The sequence below is a fragment of the Pseudarthrobacter sp. CC12 genome, from assembly GCF_039907755.1.
In the GTDB taxonomy this organism is placed as follows: Bacteria; Actinomycetota; Actinomycetes; order Actinomycetales; family Micrococcaceae; genus Arthrobacter; species Arthrobacter niigatensis.
This window is the reverse complement of sequence record NZ_JARDJH010000017.1, coordinates 23435-43072: the sequence shown is the minus strand read 5'-3', so window position 1 is coordinate 43072 and position 19638 is coordinate 23435. Positions and strand designations below refer to the sequence as shown.

Below are 19638 nucleotides of genomic sequence, written 5' to 3'. Positions count from 1 at the left end.
GGCGCGTTGCCGGCAGTGGATGCCGGCGACGCGTCCCTATCCGTTCCGGGCCTGCCTCCACGCCAGCGCGGCGCCGCCCCAGACGGCCAGCAGCAGTCCCACCAGCAGCAGGCCGGCCTCTCCCAGGTCGATCGATGAAAGCCAAGCCGTCACCGGATCATCCAGGCCGAAGGCAGCGTGCATGAAGCCTGACAAAGTAATCACGGCAATGAACAGGGCCGAGACCGCCGAGATGCCCGTCACCACAGCATTGAAGCCAAGCTTCCGCCGCGGGTCGGCCAGTGCCGACCGGTACATCCGCATCATCACCATGCCGTTCACCGAATCACACAGCGTCATTGCGGCTGCGAAGGCGAGCGGCAGGGCGAGCAGGGCGAACGGGGGTACCCCGGCCAAGGACGCCGCCGTCGTCATCATCAGCAGCCCGATGGTGGTTGCGGTATCGAAACCCAGCCCAAAGAGGAAGCCGACCACGTAGATGTTCCGCGGCCGGCGCACCCTCGCGAGGGGTTTGGCCAGCAGCCGCGCCACCAGTCCCTGCGGTTCCAGGTCGCGGGGATCGATGGCCGCTCCGGCCCGGGAGCGCCGGAAGGCAGCGGCCGAGCGGGTGAAGGCCGAGCCGTTGAACAGCCCCATGGCCAGCAGGAACAGCCCGGATACACCGCTGCCGATCAGCCCCAGCACGACGTTGCCGGCCGTACCTTCCTCCATCAGGCTGCCAACCATGGACGCACCGGCGATCACCAGCACCCCGGCCAGGGTCACCACCGAGCTGTGGCCCAGGCTGAACGCGAAGCCCACACTCACCGGATGCTGCCGCTGTGCCACGAACTTTCGGGTCGAGTTGTCGATGGCCGCCAGGTGGTCCCAGTCGTAGCTGTGCTTCACTCCGGCGAGGTAAGCGGTGAGGACAAGTCCCCAGGAGAGCGCCCCGCCGCCCCCGGGCCGGGTTCCGGCAAGCAAAAGGACGACGGCGGCAGCGTGCAGCGCGGCCACTGCACCAAAGGTGAACAGCGCGCGGGTCCGGAGCGGCAGGGAGTCCCGGTCCCGGTAGAGCGCGGCGATGCTGGTCATCAGTGCTTCCTCAGGTCCAGCGGCCCTTGGCCGAACCAGCGACTGCGCAGGAAGTCGGTGCAGGACCGAAGCAGGCGGTTCAGTTCGTCGGTGCTGTTGGACAGGCTCCGCAACACCAGCCCGGTAGTTCCCGCAACTGGGCGCGTCAGTGAAATGCCGGTCAGCGCTTCGCCGCCGGCGGTCAGCAGGTGCAGTTCGTCGGCGAGCGCCTGGTCCACCCGGGGATCCACCACCACCAGGGATCCGAGGTGGCTGTAGCCTTCCATGAAACCGAGCCCGCTTACGTCGTGCAGCGGCGGCCGGATCAGCAGGTTGTCCAACACCAGCAGTTCGGTGCCCGCCCCGGTTTCCACGCAGATGCGGTTCCTCAGCCGCACTTCCTCATACCGGAAGGCGGCGCCGTCCGGCGACCAGCCGGGCGTCACCACCTCGGCCATGACCAAGGACGACGACGGCCGCAAGGTTACAGAGGTCCGTTGCCGGTAGCTGGCCTCCCGGTAGGCGATGAGCTGGTCCGGCATGAGTTCCAGCCGAGCCCCCTCCCCCAGCCGGACAGCCATCCGCTGCTCGGCAAAGGACCCGGGAGTCCGATAAACCTTCGTAGCGGACTGCGTCGTCAACAACAGGTCAGCAGAATCGTGGACCTCAACATCAACAAGAAAGAGATCCGCCCCCAGATAGGCCCCGCCAGGATTCACAACGACATAACAAACCTGCCCGGAGTCATCCAGATAATGAGGGCGAAGAACCCTCAAAGCACCTTCGTGGAACTGATGTGAGGCAAGGGACCGACCGCCCCGCAAAGTGATGCCCAGCTCAAGCCGCCCCATCGGTGACGTTCCCACTGAGGCGGCTGAGCCGGATGTAAGGGGCCGCGGCGTGGCGGGCACCGCGGAGCGGGCACGGCCCCTTACATCCGGTGAAGCGCCGGAAGTCGCACCGTTCCCTGGCCGGGGCGCCTCGACCGCCGTCGTGCTCATGCCAAATCAAGCATCAGGACGTCGTGCCGAATCCAGTCGATGACCTTGTCGAGTCCCTCATCAGTCTTGAGGTTCGTGAAGCAGAACGGCTTATTGCCGCGGAACTCCTTTGAGTCCCTCTCCATGATGGCCAGGTCCGCCCCGACGTGGGGTGCGAGGTCGGTCTTGTTGATGATGAAGAGGTCGGACTTGATCATGCCCTGGCCGGCTTTGCGGGGGATCTTTTCGCCTTGGGCCACGTCGATGATGTAGATGGAGAAGTCGACGAGTTCGGGGCTGAAGGTGGCGGAAAGGTTGTCGCCGCCGGATTCTACGAAGATGACCTGCAGGTCGGGGTGCCGGGCCTTGAGTTCCTCGATGGCGGCGGTGTTCATGGAGGTGTCTTCGCGGATGGCGGTGTGGGGGCAGCCGCCGGTTTCGACGCCGATGATCCGGTCCACGGGGAGGATGCCGTTGGCGGCGAGGATTTTGGCGTCCTCGATGGTGTAGATGTCGTTGGTGATGGCGGCCATGGAGATGTCGCCGCTCATGTGCCGGGTGAGCCGCTCCACGAGCTGGGTTTTACCGGCGCCGACGGGCCCGCCGATGCCGATTTTGATGGGTTCGGTCATGGTTTCCTCCTGCTAGCTCATGAACATGCGGGCACGTTGGCGTTCGTGCCGCATTTGCGAAATTTCCAGTCCGGGGCTGACGGCGCCGAAGTCGTCCGCCGTCAGGTGCGCGATCGTGGCGATGGCGGCAGCGACGTCGTCGTGCGCTTTCCGCAGCACCCGCTGCCCGGCGTTCTGGCCCAGGGGGATGGCGCGGACGGCGTTCTGGGTGAGGGAGGTGACGGTGGCGAAGAGGTAGGCGGCGAGCGCTTCCTGGAGCGGCACGCCCAGTGAGCGGGCGACGACGGCGAACGCCAGCGGCTGATGCCCGGCGGCCCGGCCGGTGGTCACGAGCTCCCGGTACAGGTCCAGGGCGGGCGAAGGAAACACTTCAGCTCCAATCTCCAAAAGCCGGCCGCCCGTCTTCAAACTGGCCTCCCGAACCTGCCGCGGCAAGAGAGAAGCAGAAAGCAAAGAATCCAGCTCCCCAAGATCAACCTCCTCGTAGTACAGCCGAACGGCAAGCCCATCGGAATAGGTCAGCTGCTGCGACACAAAAGCGGCCAGCCACCTACCAAACGAAGCCTCATCTAAAACGAGCTCCCGCTCGATGTAGGTTTCGAAACCCAAAGAGTGCGCAAAAGCCCCAGTAGGAAGCGCAGAGTCCACCAATTGCTGAAGAGCAAGCTGATACCCACTCACGAATGACGCACCAAAGGCGAGGAACCCAAGCGACGCCCGGGGATGGGGGCCGCGGCGTGGCGGGCACCGCGAAGCGGGCACGGCCCCCATCCCGGGGCGGCGCACCCAACTAAGGAATCGCTTGAAGCGCTTAGCGCTAAAGAGTCAGTGCGAGTGTTCAGCATGGCGGAAAGGCACAGGCATGACGCGTTCCTGGCGGGTGTAGGGCACTGAGTTGTGGCGGAGGTAGTCCTCGACGGTGTGGTCGTAGGCGCACACCATGACATCGGCCCCGTATTCGGAGGACGCGTCAAAGAACTGTGCCTGGAGGTGCCGGTTGCCAAGGGAGTGTGCGGTAACGCCCATTTCGTGCACGGTGCGGGGTGCGATGACCAGGACGTCGGTGGGCAGCACCGACACCACGATCATGTTGGCGTCGGCGACGTGGAGGATGTCGCCATCACGGAGGTCGCCTGACCCGGACGGGAGCCGGATGCCGATCTCTTTGCCGTGGTCCGTGGTGGCGCGCTGGATGCGTTTGACCAGCTGGGCACTGGGCAGGACGACTTTTTCGCGGTGCAGACCGGCGTAGGCGGCGAGGTCGGAGTCCGGCAGGTCGTGCAGGTTGCCCAGGACTTTGTCGATGATCATGTGGTTGCTTTCGGGGTCTTGAATTCGCGGCTCTAGAAGAGGAAGTACCGCTGCGCCATGGGCAGCACGTCGGACGGTTCGCAGGTGACGTCCTCGCCGTCCACCGTCACCTGGTAGGTTTCCGGGTCCACCTGGATATCGGGCGTCGCGTCGTTGTATTTGAGGTCGGCTTTGGTGAGGTTCCGGATGCCGGAGACGGGGCGGATGACCTTTTCCAGCCCCAATTCCCCGGGCACGCCGGCGTCGATCGCTGCCTGGGACAGGAAGGTGATGGAGGACTGCTGAACCGCCTTGCCGAAGGTGGCGAACATGGGCCGCATGGTCCGCGGCTGGGGGGTGGGAATGGACCCGTTGGAGTCACCCATCAGGGCGTAGGCAATCTGTCCGCCCTTGAGCACCAGTTCCGGTTTGACCCCGAAGAATGCCGGATCCCACAACACCAGGTCCGCGAACTTGCCCACTTCCACTGACCCTACGGTGTCTGCGATCCCCTGCGCGATGGCGGGGTTGACGGTGTATTTGGCCACGTAGCGCTTGAGCCGGAAGTTGTCGCCGTCCGCACTGCCGTGCGCCCCGCCGTCGTTGTCTTCCAACACCCCGCGCTGCTTCTTCATCTTGTCCGCCACCTGCCAGGTGCGGGTGATCACCTCGCCCACGCGGCCCATGGCCTGGGAGTCGGAGGAGGTGATGGAGAAGATGCCCAGGTCCTGCAGGACGTCCTCGGCGGCGATGGTCTCGGCACGGATCCGGGAATCGGCGAAGGCCACGTCCTCGGGGATGTCCGGGTTGAGGTGGTGGCAGACCATCAGCATGTCCAGGTGCTCTTCGATGGTGTTGCGCGTGTAGGGCAGCGTGGGGTTGGTGGAGGCGGGCAGGACGTTGGGCATGCCCGCGATCCTGATGATGTCCGGGGCATGGCCGCCACCGGCGCCCTCGGTGTGGAAGGTGTGGATCACGCGCCCGTTGATGGCCCGGATGGTGTCTTCCACGAACCCGCACTCGTTCAGGGTGTCGGTGTGGATGGCCACCTGGACGTCGTATTCGTCAGCAACCCTCAGCGAGGTGTCGATGGAGGAGGTGGTGGCGCCCCAGTCCTCGTGGACTTTGAGCCCGATGGCCCCGGCGCGTATCTGCTCGGCGAGGGGTTCGACGGCGGACGCGTGGCCCTTGCCGAACAGGCCGATGTTCATGGGGAACGCCTCAGCCGCCTGCAGCATCCGCTGGATGTGCCACTTTCCGGGCGTCACGGTGGTGGCCTTGGTGCCTTCAGCCGGGCCGGTGCCGCCGCCGATCATGGTGGTCACGCCGCTGGCCAGGGCGGTCGGGATCTGGTCCGGGGAGATGAAGTGGATGTGGGTGTCGATGCCGCCGGCGGTGAGGATCTTCCGCTCGCCGGCGATGATTTCCGTGCTTGAGCCGATCACGATGTCCACGCCGTCCGTGATCTGCGGGTTGCCGGCCTTGCCGATCCGGAAGATGTGGCCGTCCTTCAGCGCCACGTCTGCCTTGTAGATTCCGGTGTAATCCAGGATGACGGCGTTGGTGATCACGGTGTCCGGGATGTCCTCGTCGCGGGCGGCCTGGCCGTTCTGGCCCATGCCGTCACGGATCACCTTGCCGCCGCCGAACACCACTTCCTCCCCGTACACGGTGAGGTCCTTTTCTATTTCCAGGAAGAGTCCGGTATCTGCCAGGCGGATTTTGTCACCGGTGGTGGGTCCGTAGAGGTCGGCGTACTGCCGGCGCGGAATGTCGAAGCTCACTCGCCGTTCCCTTCCGTGAGGAGCCCGCTTTGGCGCGCCCCGCCGTCGAGCCTTCCGTTGACCGCGTTGCTGAGCCCGTAGACCTCCCGGTTCCCGGCCAGCCCAATGAGCCGGACCGTCCGCGAATCCCCCGGCTCAAACCTGGCCGCCGTTCCTGCGGGGATGTCCAGGCGCCGGCCGTAAGCTGCTTCGCGGTCGAAGGACAGGGCGGAATTGGCCTCGGCAAAATGGAAATGCGAGCCCACCTGGACGGGCCTGTCGCCAGTGTTGGTCACGGCGACCTCGATTGCCTCCCTGCCCGCATTCGCGGTGACGGGCTCCGGCCGCAGGATGTACTCACCTGGAATCATTGCCGCGCTCCTTAACGGATGGGGTTGTGGACGGTGACCAACTTGGTGCCGTCCGGGAAGGTGGCCTCGATCTGGACGTCATGGATCATCTCCGGCACGCCTTCCATCACGTCGTCGCGGGTGAGCAGCGTGGTGCCGTAGCTCATGAGCTCGGCCACGGTCCTGCCGTCCCGCGCACCCTCGATCAATTCGTAGCTGATGATGGCCACGGCCTCGGGATAGTTCAGTTTGAGGCCGCGGGACTGCCTCCGGCGGGCGAGATCGGCAGCCACCACGATCAGGAGTTTTTCCTGCTCACGCGGCAACAAATGCATGGGGTTCCCTTCGACGGCCTGGGGACAGCGTGGATTCAGCGTAGGCCCCGCACGTTTCCGCCACGTTTCAGGTCCATCATCCGGACGGAGCCTAGGGCGCGGATTCCCGGATCTTCAGTTCGAACCCGGCTTCCACATGCACCCCCTGAACCGATGGCTCGCGGCCGGCGATCCTGTCCAGCAACAGCCCGATGGACCGCTCCGCGATCTCGTCCATGCCCGGCGCGATTGTTGTGAGGGAGGGGGACGCAAACCGCCCTTCGTCGAGGTCGTCATAGCCTGCCACCGCCACGTCCTGCGGGACTTTGACCCCCCGGACCTGCAATTCGTGCATTGCCCCCAGCGCCAGGACGTCGTTCAGTCCGAACACTGCGTCGAACTCCACACCCTTGTCCAGCAGCCCGGCGACGGCGGCGGCACCGGTGTCGCGGCGCCATTGCGCGGGTGCCACCAGCGCGGGGTCGTAAGGGATGCCCGCCGCTGCCAGGGCCGTCCGGTACCCGTCCAGGCGCAGCCCACCGGTTCCGGCGGACTCGCCGGGGTCAGCTCCGATGACGGCAATACGACGGCGGCCACCGGCCAGCAGGTGCCTGGTCAGGGCGTCCGCGGCCTCCCTGTTCTTCATGGTCACCAGGTCGAAGCGGGGATCCACAATGTGCTCACCCAGCATCACCAGCGGCTTCCTGCCCGCCCGCGCAGCTATGGCCTCCGCATCCACCACCAACGGCGTGAACAGGAGGCCGTCCGTAAGCTGGCGGAAGGTCCCGTGGAGGGCGCCGAGTTCAGCGGCGGCCTCTGCGTCGGACTGCTCCACCAGCACCCGGTAGCCGTGCCGCGCCGCGGCTTTCATCAGCCTGGATGCCAGCTCGGCGTAGTAGGGGGCGGACAGGTCGGACAGCACCAGGCCCAGCATGGACGTCTTGCCGGACCGGAGGCTGCGGGCGGTGAGGTTCGCCTCGTAGCCCAGCTCCGCAATGGCATCCTGCACCCGCTGCTTGGTGGCGGGACGGATGAATTCGTAGTCGTTCAATACGTTCGAAACGGTCTTGAGGGACACACCGGCAGCCCTCGCGACGTCGTTCATGGTTACTGCCATTAACGCTCTTTTCCAGCCTTCGCCGCCGCCTTCGCAGCCTGCTTGCTGGCGCGGACCTTGGCCAGGGATTCCGGGTCCACAATGTCGGCCACCGAGAGGTAGGCGCCGTCGTCGCCGTAGTGGCCCGCCGCCTCGCGCCATCCGGACGCCTTGAGGCCGCGCTGCTTGCCCAGCAGGGCCAGGAAGATCTTCGCCTTCTGCTCCCCGAAACCGGGCAGGGCCTTGAGTCGGCGCAGCACCTCGGCACCGTCCGGCGAGCCTTTGGTCCAGATGGCGGCGGTCTCACCGCCCCATTCGTCCTGGACCGCCGCGGCAAGCGCCTGGACGCGTGCAGCCATGGAGCCGGGGAAGCGGTGCACGGCGGGGCGCTCCTTGAACATCTCCACGAAAGCCGCCGGATCATGTGTTGCGATGGCGTCGGGTTTGAGCGACCCCAACCGTGTCCGGATCTTTTCCGGCCCGGCGAACGCGGATTCCATCGTTACCTGCTGGTCCAGCAGCATGCCGGTCAGGAGGGCGAAATCGTCCTCACTCAGCAATTTGTCCGCAGCAGGATCCCCTGTGATGTGCAGTTCCATGCCGTCCATCCTCCCACCTGCGGGGCGTCGTCGTCATAAGGGCTTCCGGCATCGCGTCCAGGTACGTCGGGACCCCACAGCCAGCCGGATCATGGACCAGGAGACTGCCGGGAGCTCAGCGGTGAGCCGCCCGTCGTCGGCCTTTACCGTGGCGTTTCCGGAAGGCAGGACGGAAGTGGAGTCATCGGCGCTGGCCTGCCAGTAGGGGTCCTTGTTGGCGTAGGTCACCGCTTCCAGCACGCGCACGGTACCCAGGGCACCCACTGCGGCGTCGAGGGTGAGCGCCTGGCGCGCCGAACGGTTCACGGCGAACAGCACGGCCTCGCCCTTTTCCCGGTCAAACGTGGCGACGGCGGACAGGGCGGCGAAGTCGGCCGTCGTACCTCCGCTGACAGGGGGGGATTCGACGGCGAGCTGCAGCACCGTGCCGGATGCGTGCCGCGAGGTCAGGGCGAACGGGTGGAAGGTGGTCTGCTTCCAGGCCCGGCCGCCGGGTTCGGTCATGATGGGTGCGATCACGTTCACCAGCTGCGCCAGGCTGGCCGAGTGGACGCGGTCGGTGTTCCGGAGCAGCGTGAGCAGCAGGTCGCCCACCACCACGGCATCCGCCACCGTGTAGCTGTCCTCAAGCAGGGCGGGTGCCACCGGCCAGTCCTTGCCGGTGGGGACCCTGGACGCCTCGCGGCTCATGTGCCAGACGTTCCATTCGTCGAAGGAGATATTCACCTGCCGGCTGGACTTCCTGGCTGATCTCACATGGTCGATGTGACTCACCAGGTCGTGGATGAAGGCTTCCATCTTGTGCGCGGCGGCCAGGTGTTCCTGCAGGTCGCCGGTGTCCTCGAAGTACTGGTGCGCGGAAATGAGGTCCACCAGGTCATAGGTTTCGGTGAGGACCACACGCTCCCACTCGCCAAAGGTGGGCATGGCGGGGCTGGAGCTGCCGCAGGCAACGAGCTCCAGGCCGGGGTCGATCATGCGCATTCCGCGGGCGGTGTCCGCGGCCAGCCTGCCGTATTCGAGGGCGTTCTTGTGGCCGATCTGCCACGGGCCGTCCATCTCGTTGCCCAGGCACCACATGGTGACGCCGTAGCCGTTGGCGGCCCCGTTGGCGCGGCGTTGTTCGGAGCGGGTTGTCCCGCCGTCGATGTTGCAGTACTCCAGGAGGTCCAGTGCCTCCTGGATGCCGCGGGTGCCCAGGTTCACGGCCATCATCAGTTCCACGCCCGCCTTGGCGGACCATTTGGCGAACTCGTCCACGCCCACGGTGTTGGGTTCAGTCGAATGCCAGGCCAGGTCCAGGCGGACGGGACGCTGGTCCACCGGACCCACGCCGTCCTCCCAGCGGTAGCCGGAGACGAAGTTGCCGCCCGGGTAGCGGACGGTGGTGACGCCCAGCTCGCGGGTCAGTTCCAGGACGTCCTTGCGGAAGCCGTCCTGGTCGGCCGCCGGGTGCCCGGGCTCAAAGATCCCGGTGTACACGCACCGGCCAAGGTGCTCAACGAACGCGCCAAACGTACGACGACGGACGGGACCCACGGTGAACGACGGATCAATGGTGATTTTTGCTGCGGCGGGCTGTGGCTGGGTCACGAAGGTATCCTCGGCAATCAATTTACAACGTTATAGAAACATTGTTTGCCGTGCCGCTGCCAGCGTCAAGGATGCCGCCGGCCATCCTGCGCAACGGCTCCTGCGCGTCAGGAGCGGGCCAAGGAGCACCTCACCTGCGGCAACGTCCAGGTCGGCGGCGAACAGCCAGTCTCCAAGTACTACCTAATCGGAAAAACAGGTACCAGCTACGCATTCACCGGAGGCAGGAGGGCAATTAGGTTTTTCACAGAGACAAGGCCTCCAGGCTCTCGGTACTTGTCTCACTAGGGGGGTTCGAGACTGGTATGCATCACTCACAACATATAGGCCCAAGCTTCCCGGTCCACCGGACCCGGGTAATAGGCGGGGCCGGCGACGAGGAGTCCTTCGAGACCAAGGGCTCTCCCCCAGCCGTCGCCGGCCCTCCGGCCCGTCTGGCCCGCCGCGGCGGGCATTCCCCCCTGCCCTCCGCTGCCAGCCAAGTACGGGCGGCTCCACGGAACAACGCCCTTCTTCTTGACCTGGTGAACGGCGCCCAGACCCTGGCAGATTCCCTGGACCTGCTGGTGGCAGCATCGGCTGTCCACGTGGTCCGGACCGCCGGAATCGATGTGGGCTGCGGACTGGTGCTGCTGCAGCCCAAGCGCGGGGCTGTAATCACCGGCACCACCGACGAGGTAGTCCGGTTGCTCGACTGGGAGCGGGAAAGGGCCGAGGGGCCGGTGACCGATGTGATGTCCGGCGGCCACCCCGTGGCGGTCCTCCAACGCAACGGCGATTTCCGGTGGCGGCAGTACTCAAGCCAACTGCAGGCGGCCGGCTTCGGCAGCACCCTTGCCGTCAGGCTTCGCCTGGACGCTGATCTTCCCTCCGACGACGGGGTCCCCGGCACCAGCAACCTCGGCCAGTCGAGCGCTGCCCTCGCCTTCTTCGCCCAGGACGCAAAAGCCTTCCCACTCCAGGCCATTGCCGAAGCACGAAGCTTCGCGCAGCTGGCCACGAGAAGCCTCCAGATGGCCATCAACCTGCACACTGCACGCTCGCTGGCCAGCGACCTCCGCTCGGCACTGGACAGCCGCACCTCCATCAACGTGGCGTGCGGAGTGATCATGGCCCAGAACAGGTGCTCCTACCAGGAGGCCTTCTCCATCCTTGCCAAGGCTTCGAGCCACCGGAACATCAAGGTCCGCAAGGTGGCCGAAGACATCCTTGAGCGCCTGCCCGAAGGTGCGCCGCACCCGCACTTCGGCCGCTGACCCGCAAACGCACTGCGACGGGGCACTCCCGGGGCGCCCCGGCGCAGCTCAGGATGTGAGGGTGCCCCTGGCGATGCTGACGCTGGAGTGGGCCGGATTGCCGTCCATGGGTTCGTCGGACACGTCCACCACCGGGTACTGGGAGAGGTCAAGGCCTGCCGGCACCTGGAACGTTCCCGACGTGGTGTTCATGACCCCCAGGCTCACCAGCTTGGAGAGGTCCGGCGCAATGAGCCAAACCTCCTGGTACCCCTTGGCCTCATCCTTGTCCAGGCTCACATACAGGCTGCGCGAACCGTCTGCGGCCGCCACCACCTTGGCCGACCCCGCCGCCGAGTGCTGCGCGAGGGGGCTCAGCCGGGCTGCGGCCAGCTCCTGCGGCTGGGGTGGCCGGTCGAAGGCCCAGACGGCGCCGAAAACCACCAGGACAGCAGCTGCCGCCGTGGCCAGCCAGGTGCCTGGATGCTGCCACCATGCCGTCCCGCCGCGGGCACCCCTGGTGGGCGCGCCCTTCGTTCCGGTACCCAGCCGGACAACGTTCGACGACGTCCCAGCCGCGGGTGCCGGCGTGGCAGCGGGAGTTGCCATACCATCCGTGCCGGCGCCTGCCTCCTGGGGAGCCGCAGCCGCGAGCGGGTCCTCCCGGACTCGCTCCCCGAGGCCCAGTTCGCGGTGGATTCCGGCCCAGACCTGGGGCCCGGGAACGGACAGCCGGCTGGTGTCAGGCGTTGTCTTTACCGCTTCCACGGTGCGGCGCAGGGCAGCGTAATCGGCGGCGCACCGAGAGCAGACCAGGAGGTGCTGCCGGCCATCCGGGTCATCCCAGTCGTCGTACAGCGCCAGGAGGCTCAACTGTTCCGGATCAAGATGCGGCATGGTCTACCTCCAATCTGCTTCTTAGGTGCGTCAGGCTGCGGCGGATGTGGCTCTTGACGGTACCAAGCGGCAGGTCCAGTTTCCGCGAGATCTGTTCGTGCGTCAGGTCCTCGTAGAAGGCAAGCTTCATGATGGAGCCCTGGGGCTCACCCAGCCGCTCCAGTTCGCCGTCCAGGAGCAGCCGGTCGGCGAGCGTTTCCGCCGCTTCCATCCCCGCCCCCGCCTCCGTTGCCATCCCGGCGCCCGCAGCGGCATAGGCCTTGAGCGCTTCGCGGGCGGACGACTGCTGGGCGTCCGTGATGGCATTGCGGGTGATTCCAACGATCCAGGCCGGGAGCCGGGCCACCTGCGGATTGAAGGTGTTCCGCGAGCGCCATACCCGGATGAAGACCTCCTGGGTGACGTCGTCTGCGGCCGCCCGGTCCGCCAGGGACCGCAGGGCCAGCGTGTGCACCAGTGGCGCGAACTCGCGGTAGGCCGCCGCCAGCGCCTGCTCATCGCCGGACAGGAAGGATGCAGTCAGCCCGTCATCCCATCCAGGGGAGTCACTGCCGGGGAGCGTCACGGGCGGCTCCCTCCCGGCTTCGGCGACGAGATACATTGCGGTCCACTGGCCGGGCACGAACCGGTTCATGGCGGAGCCGGCTCAGGCAGGGACTGCGGTAACAATCACATTGTCGCTGTAGTCCATCCGCTCGTCCAGCCATGTGCCGCCGCAGGTAACCAACTTGAGTTCGTGTGGACCCGTCCGCCTGAAAAGGGACCCGCCGTCGAGCCTGTCCTTCGCCATCAGTTCCACGCCAACCACCCGGTAGGTGACAGCGGGAGCGCCTTCCCTTCCCACCCGGATGATGGTTCCGGCCGGGACCGACTTCAGCGCGGAGAACGGCGCGCGGTCCGATCTTGTGTCGATGTGGCCGGCGATAACGGCAGCGCCTTCGGCTGCCCCGGGCGCCGGGCCGAACCTGTACCACGCGGCGCGGTCGAACACGTCCGGAATCTCCATCGCTCCCCCGGCGGATACTCCCCCGGGCACCACCGGCATGTCGATGGCGGTGCCCGCCACACTAAGCGTGGTGGGCGCCGGCACGGCGGCACTGGCCGGCAGGGTGGCCGGCCTGACCTGAATGGCACCTGGCGGCGCAACCGCAGGGCCGCTTCCGCCCGTGGGGGCCTGCGGCAGGGCGGAGGCCGACGGAGCCGCCGGGCTGGGGGCAGCCGCTGGAGGCGACACCTGCGGGGAACCGTCCGGCCCAGGGGAACCGCAGCCGGAAAGAGCCAGCACCCCGACTGCCACCGCCGCTGCCACGCTCCTGAAGGAATGCCGACGGCGGTACCCACCCGCCGGCGTCGTACGTGCGTTCATTGCTTCCGCCCTTCCCGGGAACATGTCACTGGACAGGAAATGGCCCGGCGCAAAGGCCCGTCCGCGGGTGAGCGGCCGGGCCCCTGCGCCTGACGGTCAATCAGCGGCGCCGCTTACAGCTCCGCACGCCGGGTACGGACTGCGCGGCTTACGCCCACAGCGCCGGCCAGCAACGCCAGGGCTGCAAGGCTGAACCCGGCAGTGGCAACTGCGGAGCCTGCCCTGCCGGGGTCAGGTGAGCCGCCAAGGGCACCTGGCACGGATGCCGGAGCCGTGTGCAGGCCTTCGATGGTCTGCACGGCGAGCTTCAGGTTCTGGTCCACCAGGCTGCCCCAGGCGTAGACGATGGTGTGCGTCCCTTCGGCCACGGTGACGTCCGCCGGGCCGATCACCGGGGTGGTGGTGCCGGCGGCGGCGACCGCGGCAGGAACCGTTCCCGGATCAAGGGTAAGGGTCTGTTCGTTCGGGTTGGCCAGGTTGGTGACCACGGCGGTACCTCCTGCCAGGACGTCGACGGCGGGTGCCGCCGCGGCATGCCGGACCGTCAGTTTGCCCTTGCCCGCCGGGATTTGGGAGACGTCATTGGTGAACAGGCTCGCCGTGGGCTTGCCGTCCGCGCCCAGGTGGGCCGCGGCAGTGTAGTTTCCATTGGCGGCCAGGTTGACGCTGACGGGACCGATCGCCGGGGCGGAGGCGTCCGCGGCGTCGGCTGCCGTGATGGCAATTTCGTAGGTGCCGGCCGGGAGGGCAAGCGGCCCGGCAAGGGTTCCCGGGGCGAAATCATCAAGCGTGCGGTCGCCGTTGACCCATACATCCACGGTCAGTCCGGGGACCCCGTGCAGCACCGAGAGCTGGGCGTCTCCCTCTGCAGCATTGGCGGGACCGGCCAGAGCGATTGCGGCTGCAATGGCTGCCGCACCGGCACCTGCGGTGAAGATCGTTTTGCGCATGTCCATCTCCTTGAAAGGCCCGGCTGCCGGGCGTTTTGTTCTGACACCCCTACTACCGCCGCGAGCACGGATTTGGATGCAGATTCATGGAGATTTTTTTTGGATTTTTCCTGCCGCAGTGTTGCGTCCCGCCCAAGGGCTTGCGGCGCCCCTGGCTTTTGGCCCCCTGGCTTCCGTCGCCGCTAGGACGAGGCCGGGGAGGCGGTGCTGGCGCGGAGGACCAGTTGCGGCGGCACCACGGTGGAGCTCACCGCAGCCCCGGACTCGATCTCCTCCAGCATGATGTCCATGCAGCGGCGTCCCAGTTCCTCGAAGTCCTGGCGGACGGTGGTCAGCGGCGGCGTGAAGTACCCGGCTTCCGGCTGGTCGTCGAAACCCACCACGGAGACGTCGTCGGGCACCTTGACGCCTGCCTCCGTGAACGCACGCAGGAGGCCCAGCGCCATCTGGTCGTTTCCCACGAAGATGGCTGTCGCCGTGAGTCCGGACGCAAGCCGGCGGCCGATCGCGTAGCCGCTCCCCGCGCTCCAGTCCCCCTCCACCAGGAGGGATTCATCCAGGCCTGCCTCCCGGAGGACGGCCCGCCACCCCTCCGCCCTTTCTGCCCCGTCCGTCCAGTCGGGCGGCCCGGCGATGTGCCCGATCTGCCGGTGGCCTTCCCCGACGAGATGCTCGACGGCGAGCCTTGCGCCAGCACGCTGGTCCACCATGGCCCCGCTCACCTTCGCGCTGCCAGCAGAGCCCACGGCCACCACGGGCACCGGAAGGTTCATCTGCTCCAGCACGGCGAGGGTGTCCGCGTGCGGCACCAGCACCGCGATCCCGTCCACGGCCTGGTCCATAAAGTGGCCTACGGCGTCGGAAATGGCTTCCCGGCTGACCTCGCGCAGTGCAGCGATGCTGACAAAGTAGCCGGCGTTGCGGGCGGCATGCTCAACGCCCAGCAGGGTGTTGGCCGGACCGTACTGGGAAAGCTCACTGGCCAGCACGCCGATGGTCTGCGAGCGCCGCGTAACCAGGCTCCGGGCTGCGGTGTTGCGCCGGTATCCCAGTTCCGCGATGGCTGCCTCCACCTTTTCCCGGGTTGCCTTGCTGACATTGGGGTGGTGGTTCACCACGCGGGAGACGGTCTGGTGGGAGACGCCGGCCACCTTGGCCACGTCTTCCAGGCGCGGCATCCGGCCCTTGCTGGTATTTGCCATGAGCCTATTGTGCCTGTGACCCCGGTGCCCCGCGTGCGCAAATGGGCTGGCGATTCCGGAGGAATCCTTGCGCCGCAGCTGCCCGGTGGGCCGCGAAAATCGCCAGGGCCTGCCGCTGCGCACAGGAGGTGCGGGCTTTCCAGTACGACCCCGCCAGCTGAACCATGCACCCGCCGGAACACATCAGGGGGTTTGGGCGGGTTGCCGCCGGGATGGAAGCTGGGGTCCGGAAGAGGTTAAAAGGAAAGGCCCGCCTGCGCTAGCGGCGGACCTTCGTAGTCCTGATGGGTGGGCCCTGTGGGGCTCGAACCCACGACCCACGGATTAAAAGTCCGATGCTCTACCAACTGAGCTAAAGGCCCCTGCCGGCCGGTCAAACACGCTGTGCCTGCCCGTACGGCCCAATCCATTTCTGGACGTTAATACTCTAACCCATGGTTCCAGCCACTTCGCACACGCCGCCGGGCGCCGCCGTCGAACCTTTCCACCCCACGGTTCCAGGCCTTCCCGCCGCCAGCGGACAAGCCCTGAAGACGCTCGATTTCCGCGGCGGCACAGGAGTAGCGTGGGGGCATGAGCGAGCAAGCAGGACACACTCCGTACGGCGGCAGCAACCGGCACCATAAGCCCAAGCCCTTCGCGCCGATTGACTTCGAGCCCTTCGCAGGCGGGGCCGATCCCGCCCGCGTGTCCGAGGCCGCCCACCTTGCCGCGCAGGCACTGGTCCGCCATGGCCGCGACAGCGACGATCCCGTGATCACCGAACGGCTGGTCAAGCTCGCGGACGAACAGGGGCTGGACGCGATCGCCGAGATGTGGGCGGAGAGCCCCGCCCGCTCACTTCCCGGCGCACTGTGGCGGCTTTACGCGCTGCGCGCCGCCACCGTCCAGGACCCTGAGCGCATCAGCGTCTATTTCCGGGCGGGACGGGACACCGCCCAGGTATCCAACGTGGTGGCCGGCGCGGCTGAGCCACCGGGCGCCGACGAAATGCGCACCATGGCGGATGCCATCCTTTCCGGCGCATTCGACGGCGACTTCGACGTCGCGCTGGAACGCTCCGCCGCGTTCTGCCGCGTCGTGGCGCTCGGGCAGGCCAGCCTCGCCGACGGCGCCGAACACGCCAACGAGGCCCATGCCAGCAAGCTGACCCGCAACTCCCACCAGCTGGTGAAGACCGCCGAGGACCTGGAACATGCCGCCAACGCGTGGCGCCTGGGCGAACTGGACTGAGCCCCGGCTGGAGCCGGCGGACCGGATTTCCGGGACGAACCAAGCCCCCGCTGTCAAGATTGACTTGGGCCGGGTGAAGTAGAAGACTGAAACCGGTGCCGAGCCGCGAAACCCCCGGGCTTCAACAATTAGCCGCCTAGAGCGGCCTACCGCCGAGAGGCGTATCCGGTTCGGCACCATTTTTCTGCCCTCTTCCAGGTGGCCGATTCCGGGGTGCAGTTACGGGCCGGTAGAGTAATCCCCAGTTGCCCGCCGCCGTCAAGTCACACGGCAGCAACCCCCGCCTTGATAAGTCCCTGGAGACCGGTAAACACGTGAAGCTGCGCCTTTTTCCACAGGAGCCCGCAGGGCTGAACCTGCTCTCACAGATGGCACAACAGATCGTGCTGGCCACCGCCACCCTGGCCGAGATCCTTGGCGTACCCGCGGACGAGCACGCCAAGCTCGTCGAGGACATGCACAACATCGAGGCCAAGTCCGCCGAACTGCATTTCGCGCTGCTGACCCACATGCGCACCAGCTTCGTAAACCCCCTCCCCCGCGAGGACATGTACGCCCTGTCCCGGTACCTCAACGAGGCCATGGAAAAGATGGACGCGGCAGCGGAACTGGTGGCCCTGTACCGGCTTGACCGTCTCCCCAAACGCGCCGCCGACCAGCTGGAGATCATCAGCCGGCAGGCCGAACTGACCGTTGACGCCATGCGCAGGCTCAATGACCTGGACGACCTCGAGGACTACTGGATCGAGATCCTGCGCCTCGCCAAACGGGCGGAGCGCACACACCGCGTGTGGGTGGCGGACATGATTGCGGACATGAAGTGGGCGCAGTATTCCCGCAACCGCGACATCGCCAACCAGCTGGTGGAGGTCACCAAGGACATGCGGCGGGTGGCCACCCAGGTAGGCAGCATCATCGTCAAGGAATCCTGACGTGGCGGCAGTCATCTTCGGCGCGGTGGTCCTGCTGGCCGCGGCGTTTGCCTTCCTGAACGGCTTCCGCGACGCATCCACCTCAGTGGCCCTGGCGGTGCGGAACCGGGCCCTCACCCCCAGCGTGGGCATCCTCCTGGCCGCGTTCTTCAACTTTGTCGGCGCCCTCCTCAGCGCCCTGCTCGCCGTCGCCGTCAGCCGGACCTGGATCAGCCTCCCGGCCGGCACCGACGGACTGTCCATCCTGGTGGCCGGCCTGGCCAGCGCGTGCGCATGGGGCATCCTGATGTGGTGGCGCGGCATTCCCGCGTCCTCCACCCATGCCCTGGTGGGCGGCCTTGCCGGTGCAGGGCTTGCGAGCCTGGCCATCGGAGGCCCGGGCGTTGCCGGCGTGGACCAGTCGCTGCTGTTCCAGGTGGTCCTGCCGCTGGTCCTCTCCCCGCTGGTGGCCTACAGCGGCTCCTTCCTCCTGGTGTACCCGGCCACATGGGTGGCCCGGTACACCCAGGCCAACGTGGTGAACCAGCGGTTCCGCCGGGGGCAGGCCGTAGCGGCGGGGGCGGTGGCGTTCGGCCACGGCCTGCAGGACGGACAGCGCGTCAGCGCCGTCCTGCTGCTGGCACTGCTGGCGGCCGGCTATGCCGACGGCGGGATCCCCACCTGGGTGGCGGGGCTTTCCGCGGTGATGATGACCGCCGGGACCCTTTTCGGAGGGTGGCGGATCTCGCACACCATCGGCTACAAGATCACCAGGATCGATCCCCTGCGTGGCTCCGTGGCCCAGACATTCAGCGCGGTGATGCTTTTTGTGGGCGCGATCGGGCTGCACTGGCCCCTCTCCACCACCCACACCGTCACAGCCGGCGCCCTGGGTGCAGGGGAGAACCAGCATTTTTCGGTCACCAACCGGAAGCTGGTCATCCGGATCCTGTGGCTCTGGGGGCTGACCCCGCTGGCTACCTGCGCCCTCGGCTTCGTGCTTGCGCTGGCACTCTCCCCCATCTCCACGTAGGCGGGCAGCTCCCCCTATACAGGGAATCCGGTGTGACGTACATTCAAAGTGCGCCCCCGGGTCAACGGTGCCGGGGACCGGCGTCCACGCCGTGTGCAGGGCTGCGGACGACGCGCCGCTGCAGCCAACCGGCGGTTCGGATGCACAACGCGGAAAAGAGCAGGCGTCATGTCTCCCTCGTATTCCCGGCGCCCCCTTCCACAGCCCCGGCAGCCCCGGTGTGAGGCCTGCGGAACCGAGCACCAGCTCACCATCCACGCGATCACGGCCATCGGCGCGGCATGCAGTGACCTGGTCACGGTCTCTTACACCTGCAACGACTGCGACCTGTTCCAGGAACACACCGCCTACGCCACGGACGTTGCGGCCGCGCTGAACCAGGTGCACTGGAAGACCGACGTCATCCTCTTCGGGGACGACTACATCCACTGCGGCTTCCCCATGGAAGAGGCGGAGTTCGAAGTTGAGCGGCTCTGCTACCGCAGCGGCAGGTCGGGCAGCACGCTCAGCGCCGTGGCCCTCCCCACCCGGGTCCTGCGCTGCCACTGCGGGTTCCAGCTGGAAGTTCCCGAATAGCCACTCCGCAGGGCGCCCCTGTACCGCGCTGGACGTACCGCGCGGCGCAGTGACGGGCCGGCTCAGCGTGCAGGGGCAGTCCGTGCGCAGCGAGCCCAGCCCCCAATGGGGACGGCCAGCCACAGGGTTTGCTAGAGCTCCAGGGTTACGGGCGCCGCGCCCACCAGCACGGTGGCGAGTTCGTCCTGCGTGAGGTTGGCCGCCGCGCACAGTTCATGGTCCGCGACTCCGGCTGCCGAGGCTTTGCGGACTGCCTGCCGCAGGGACTCCTGGGCGGTATCCAGCTCCCACTGCATGCTTTCGAGGCGGGAGCTGGTGCGCCACACCTCGGCCAGCACGTCCTCTTCCTCAGCGGGGGCCACAGCCAGCGAGAGATGCGGTTCAAGCTCGGGCGCCAGCGGCCCGGCCGCAAGGGGCCCCGCCAGCCCCGCCGCGGCGGCAAACGCCTGGGCCGGTTCCACGGCATCCTGCACGGCGTCCCTCTCAGGTACGGAAACAGTAAGTTGGGGGCCCATGGGGTCACTGGCCGTCTGCGTCATGGCAAAACTCCTTTAGCGGGCTTACT

General features: G+C 67.0%; 22 protein-coding genes and 1 tRNA gene. 5 read left to right on the top strand and 18 right to left on the bottom strand.

Annotation, left to right across the window (positions count from 1 at the left end; all coding sequences use genetic code 11):
- Positions 1–36: 36 nt before the first annotated feature.
- The 11 genes from PV772_RS13080 to PV772_RS13030 form a co-directional block, all read right to left on the bottom strand.
- Positions 37–1074 carry a nickel transporter gene (locus PV772_RS13080; protein ID WP_347886415.1) on the bottom strand — a complete coding sequence of 346 codons (1038 nt, stop codon included), beginning with the start codon at positions 1072–1074 and terminating at the stop codon, positions 37–39.
- Positions 1074–1904, bottom strand: a complete 831-nt coding sequence (locus PV772_RS13075; protein WP_347886414.1) for an urease accessory protein UreD — start codon at positions 1902–1904, stop codon at positions 1074–1076. Before PV772_RS13075 ends, PV772_RS13080 begins: the two co-directional genes overlap by 1 nt.
- Positions 1905–2050: 146 nt before the next feature.
- Positions 2051–2665 carry an urease accessory protein UreG gene (ureG, locus tag PV772_RS13070; RefSeq protein ID WP_307358806.1) on the bottom strand — a complete coding sequence of 205 codons (615 nt, stop codon included), beginning with the start codon at positions 2663–2665 and terminating at the stop codon, positions 2051–2053.
- Positions 2666–2677: 12 nt separating this feature from the next.
- Positions 2678–3346, bottom strand: a complete 669-nt coding sequence (locus PV772_RS13065) for an urease accessory protein UreF (protein ID WP_347886413.1) — start codon at positions 3344–3346, stop codon at positions 2678–2680.
- A 144-nt stretch (positions 3347–3490) separates the two neighbouring features.
- Complete coding sequence (gene ureE, locus PV772_RS13060; protein ID WP_141183040.1) at positions 3491–3976, bottom strand: urease accessory protein UreE; 486 nt, start codon at positions 3974–3976, stop codon at positions 3491–3493.
- Between the two features lie 32 nt (positions 3977–4008).
- Positions 4009–5739, bottom strand: coding sequence for an urease subunit alpha (ureC, locus tag PV772_RS13055; protein ID WP_347886412.1), 1731 nt, complete (start codon positions 5737–5739; stop codon positions 4009–4011).
- Positions 5736–6089, bottom strand: a complete 354-nt coding sequence (locus PV772_RS13050; protein WP_141183038.1) for an urease subunit beta — start codon at positions 6087–6089, stop codon at positions 5736–5738. The genes ureC and PV772_RS13050 overlap by 4 nt, the downstream gene beginning before the upstream one ends.
- 11 nt (positions 6090–6100) lie before the next feature.
- Positions 6101–6403, bottom strand: coding sequence for an urease subunit gamma (locus PV772_RS13045; RefSeq protein ID WP_141158532.1), 303 nt, complete (start codon positions 6401–6403; stop codon positions 6101–6103).
- A 91-nt stretch (positions 6404–6494) separates the two neighbouring features.
- Positions 6495–7499, bottom strand: coding sequence for a LacI family DNA-binding transcriptional regulator (locus PV772_RS13040; protein ID WP_347886411.1), 1005 nt, complete (start codon positions 7497–7499; stop codon positions 6495–6497).
- The gene (locus PV772_RS13035; protein ID WP_347886410.1) at positions 7499–8086 is read right to left on the bottom strand and encodes an HhH-GPD-type base excision DNA repair protein; all 588 of its coding nucleotides are present in this window, start codon (positions 8084–8086) and stop codon (positions 7499–7501) included. Before PV772_RS13035 ends, PV772_RS13040 begins: the two co-directional genes overlap by 1 nt.
- A 24-nt stretch (positions 8087–8110) precedes the next feature.
- Positions 8111–9670 (bottom strand): alpha-N-arabinofuranosidase, encoded by a 1560-nt coding sequence (locus PV772_RS13030; RefSeq protein WP_347886409.1) that lies wholly within the window; start codon positions 9668–9670, stop codon positions 8111–8113.
- Positions 9671–9975: 305 nt separating this feature from the next.
- Between PV772_RS13030 and PV772_RS13025 the strand changes: the two genes are divergently transcribed.
- Positions 9976–10926, top strand: a complete 951-nt coding sequence (locus PV772_RS13025) for an ANTAR domain-containing protein (RefSeq protein WP_307358787.1) — start codon at positions 9976–9978, stop codon at positions 10924–10926.
- Positions 10927–10974: 48 nt separating this feature from the next.
- Here the strand turns inward: PV772_RS13025 and PV772_RS13020 are convergent, their stop codons facing one another.
- From PV772_RS13020 to PV772_RS12995, 6 genes are all read right to left on the bottom strand, one after another.
- Complete coding sequence (locus PV772_RS13020; RefSeq protein WP_347886408.1) at positions 10975–11802, bottom strand: anti-sigma factor; 828 nt, start codon at positions 11800–11802, stop codon at positions 10975–10977.
- Complete coding sequence (locus tag PV772_RS13015; RefSeq protein WP_210418890.1) at positions 11789–12403, bottom strand: sigma-70 family RNA polymerase sigma factor; 615 nt, start codon at positions 12401–12403, stop codon at positions 11789–11791. Before PV772_RS13015 ends, PV772_RS13020 begins: the two co-directional genes overlap by 14 nt.
- Positions 12404–12448: 45 nt before the next feature.
- The gene (locus PV772_RS13010; RefSeq protein WP_141183032.1) at positions 12449–13168 is read right to left on the bottom strand and encodes a class F sortase; all 720 of its coding nucleotides are present in this window, start codon (positions 13166–13168) and stop codon (positions 12449–12451) included.
- A 113-nt stretch (positions 13169–13281) separates the two neighbouring features.
- Positions 13282–14118 carry a DUF4397 domain-containing protein gene (locus tag PV772_RS13005; protein ID WP_347886407.1) on the bottom strand — a complete coding sequence of 279 codons (837 nt, stop codon included), beginning with the start codon at positions 14116–14118 and terminating at the stop codon, positions 13282–13284.
- 182 nt (positions 14119–14300) lie between these two features.
- Positions 14301–15320 carry a LacI family DNA-binding transcriptional regulator gene (locus PV772_RS13000; RefSeq protein ID WP_141183030.1) on the bottom strand — a complete coding sequence of 340 codons (1020 nt, stop codon included), beginning with the start codon at positions 15318–15320 and terminating at the stop codon, positions 14301–14303.
- A 289-nt stretch (positions 15321–15609) separates the two neighbouring features.
- A tRNA-Lys gene (locus PV772_RS12995) sits at positions 15610–15682 on the bottom strand.
- Positions 15683–15893: 211 nt separating this feature from the next.
- Here PV772_RS12995 and PV772_RS12990 point away from each other — a divergent pair.
- The 4 genes from PV772_RS12990 (at position 15894) to PV772_RS12975 (ending at position 19073) form a co-directional block, all read left to right on the top strand.
- Positions 15894–16553, top strand: coding sequence for a hypothetical protein (locus PV772_RS12990; protein ID WP_347886406.1), 660 nt, complete (start codon positions 15894–15896; stop codon positions 16551–16553).
- A gap of 314 nt (positions 16554–16867) precedes the next feature.
- Positions 16868–17485 (top strand): nuclease PIN, encoded by a 618-nt coding sequence (locus tag PV772_RS12985; RefSeq protein WP_141161397.1) that lies wholly within the window; start codon positions 16868–16870, stop codon positions 17483–17485.
- Between the two features lies 1 nt (position 17486).
- Entirely contained in the window at positions 17487–18497 is a 1011-nt protein-coding gene (locus PV772_RS12980) for an inorganic phosphate transporter (RefSeq protein WP_141183028.1), read from the top strand.
- 168 nt (positions 18498–18665) lie between these two features.
- Complete coding sequence (locus tag PV772_RS12975) at positions 18666–19073, top strand: hypothetical protein (protein ID WP_347886405.1); 408 nt, start codon at positions 18666–18668, stop codon at positions 19071–19073.
- Positions 19074–19204: 131 nt separating this feature from the next.
- Here PV772_RS12975 and PV772_RS12970 read toward each other — a convergent pair whose 3' ends face one another.
- A complete protein-coding gene (locus tag PV772_RS12970) occupies positions 19205–19612 on the bottom strand; it encodes a hypothetical protein (RefSeq protein ID WP_347886404.1) in 408 nt (135 codons plus the stop codon).
- Positions 19613–19638: the final 26 nt, after the last annotated feature.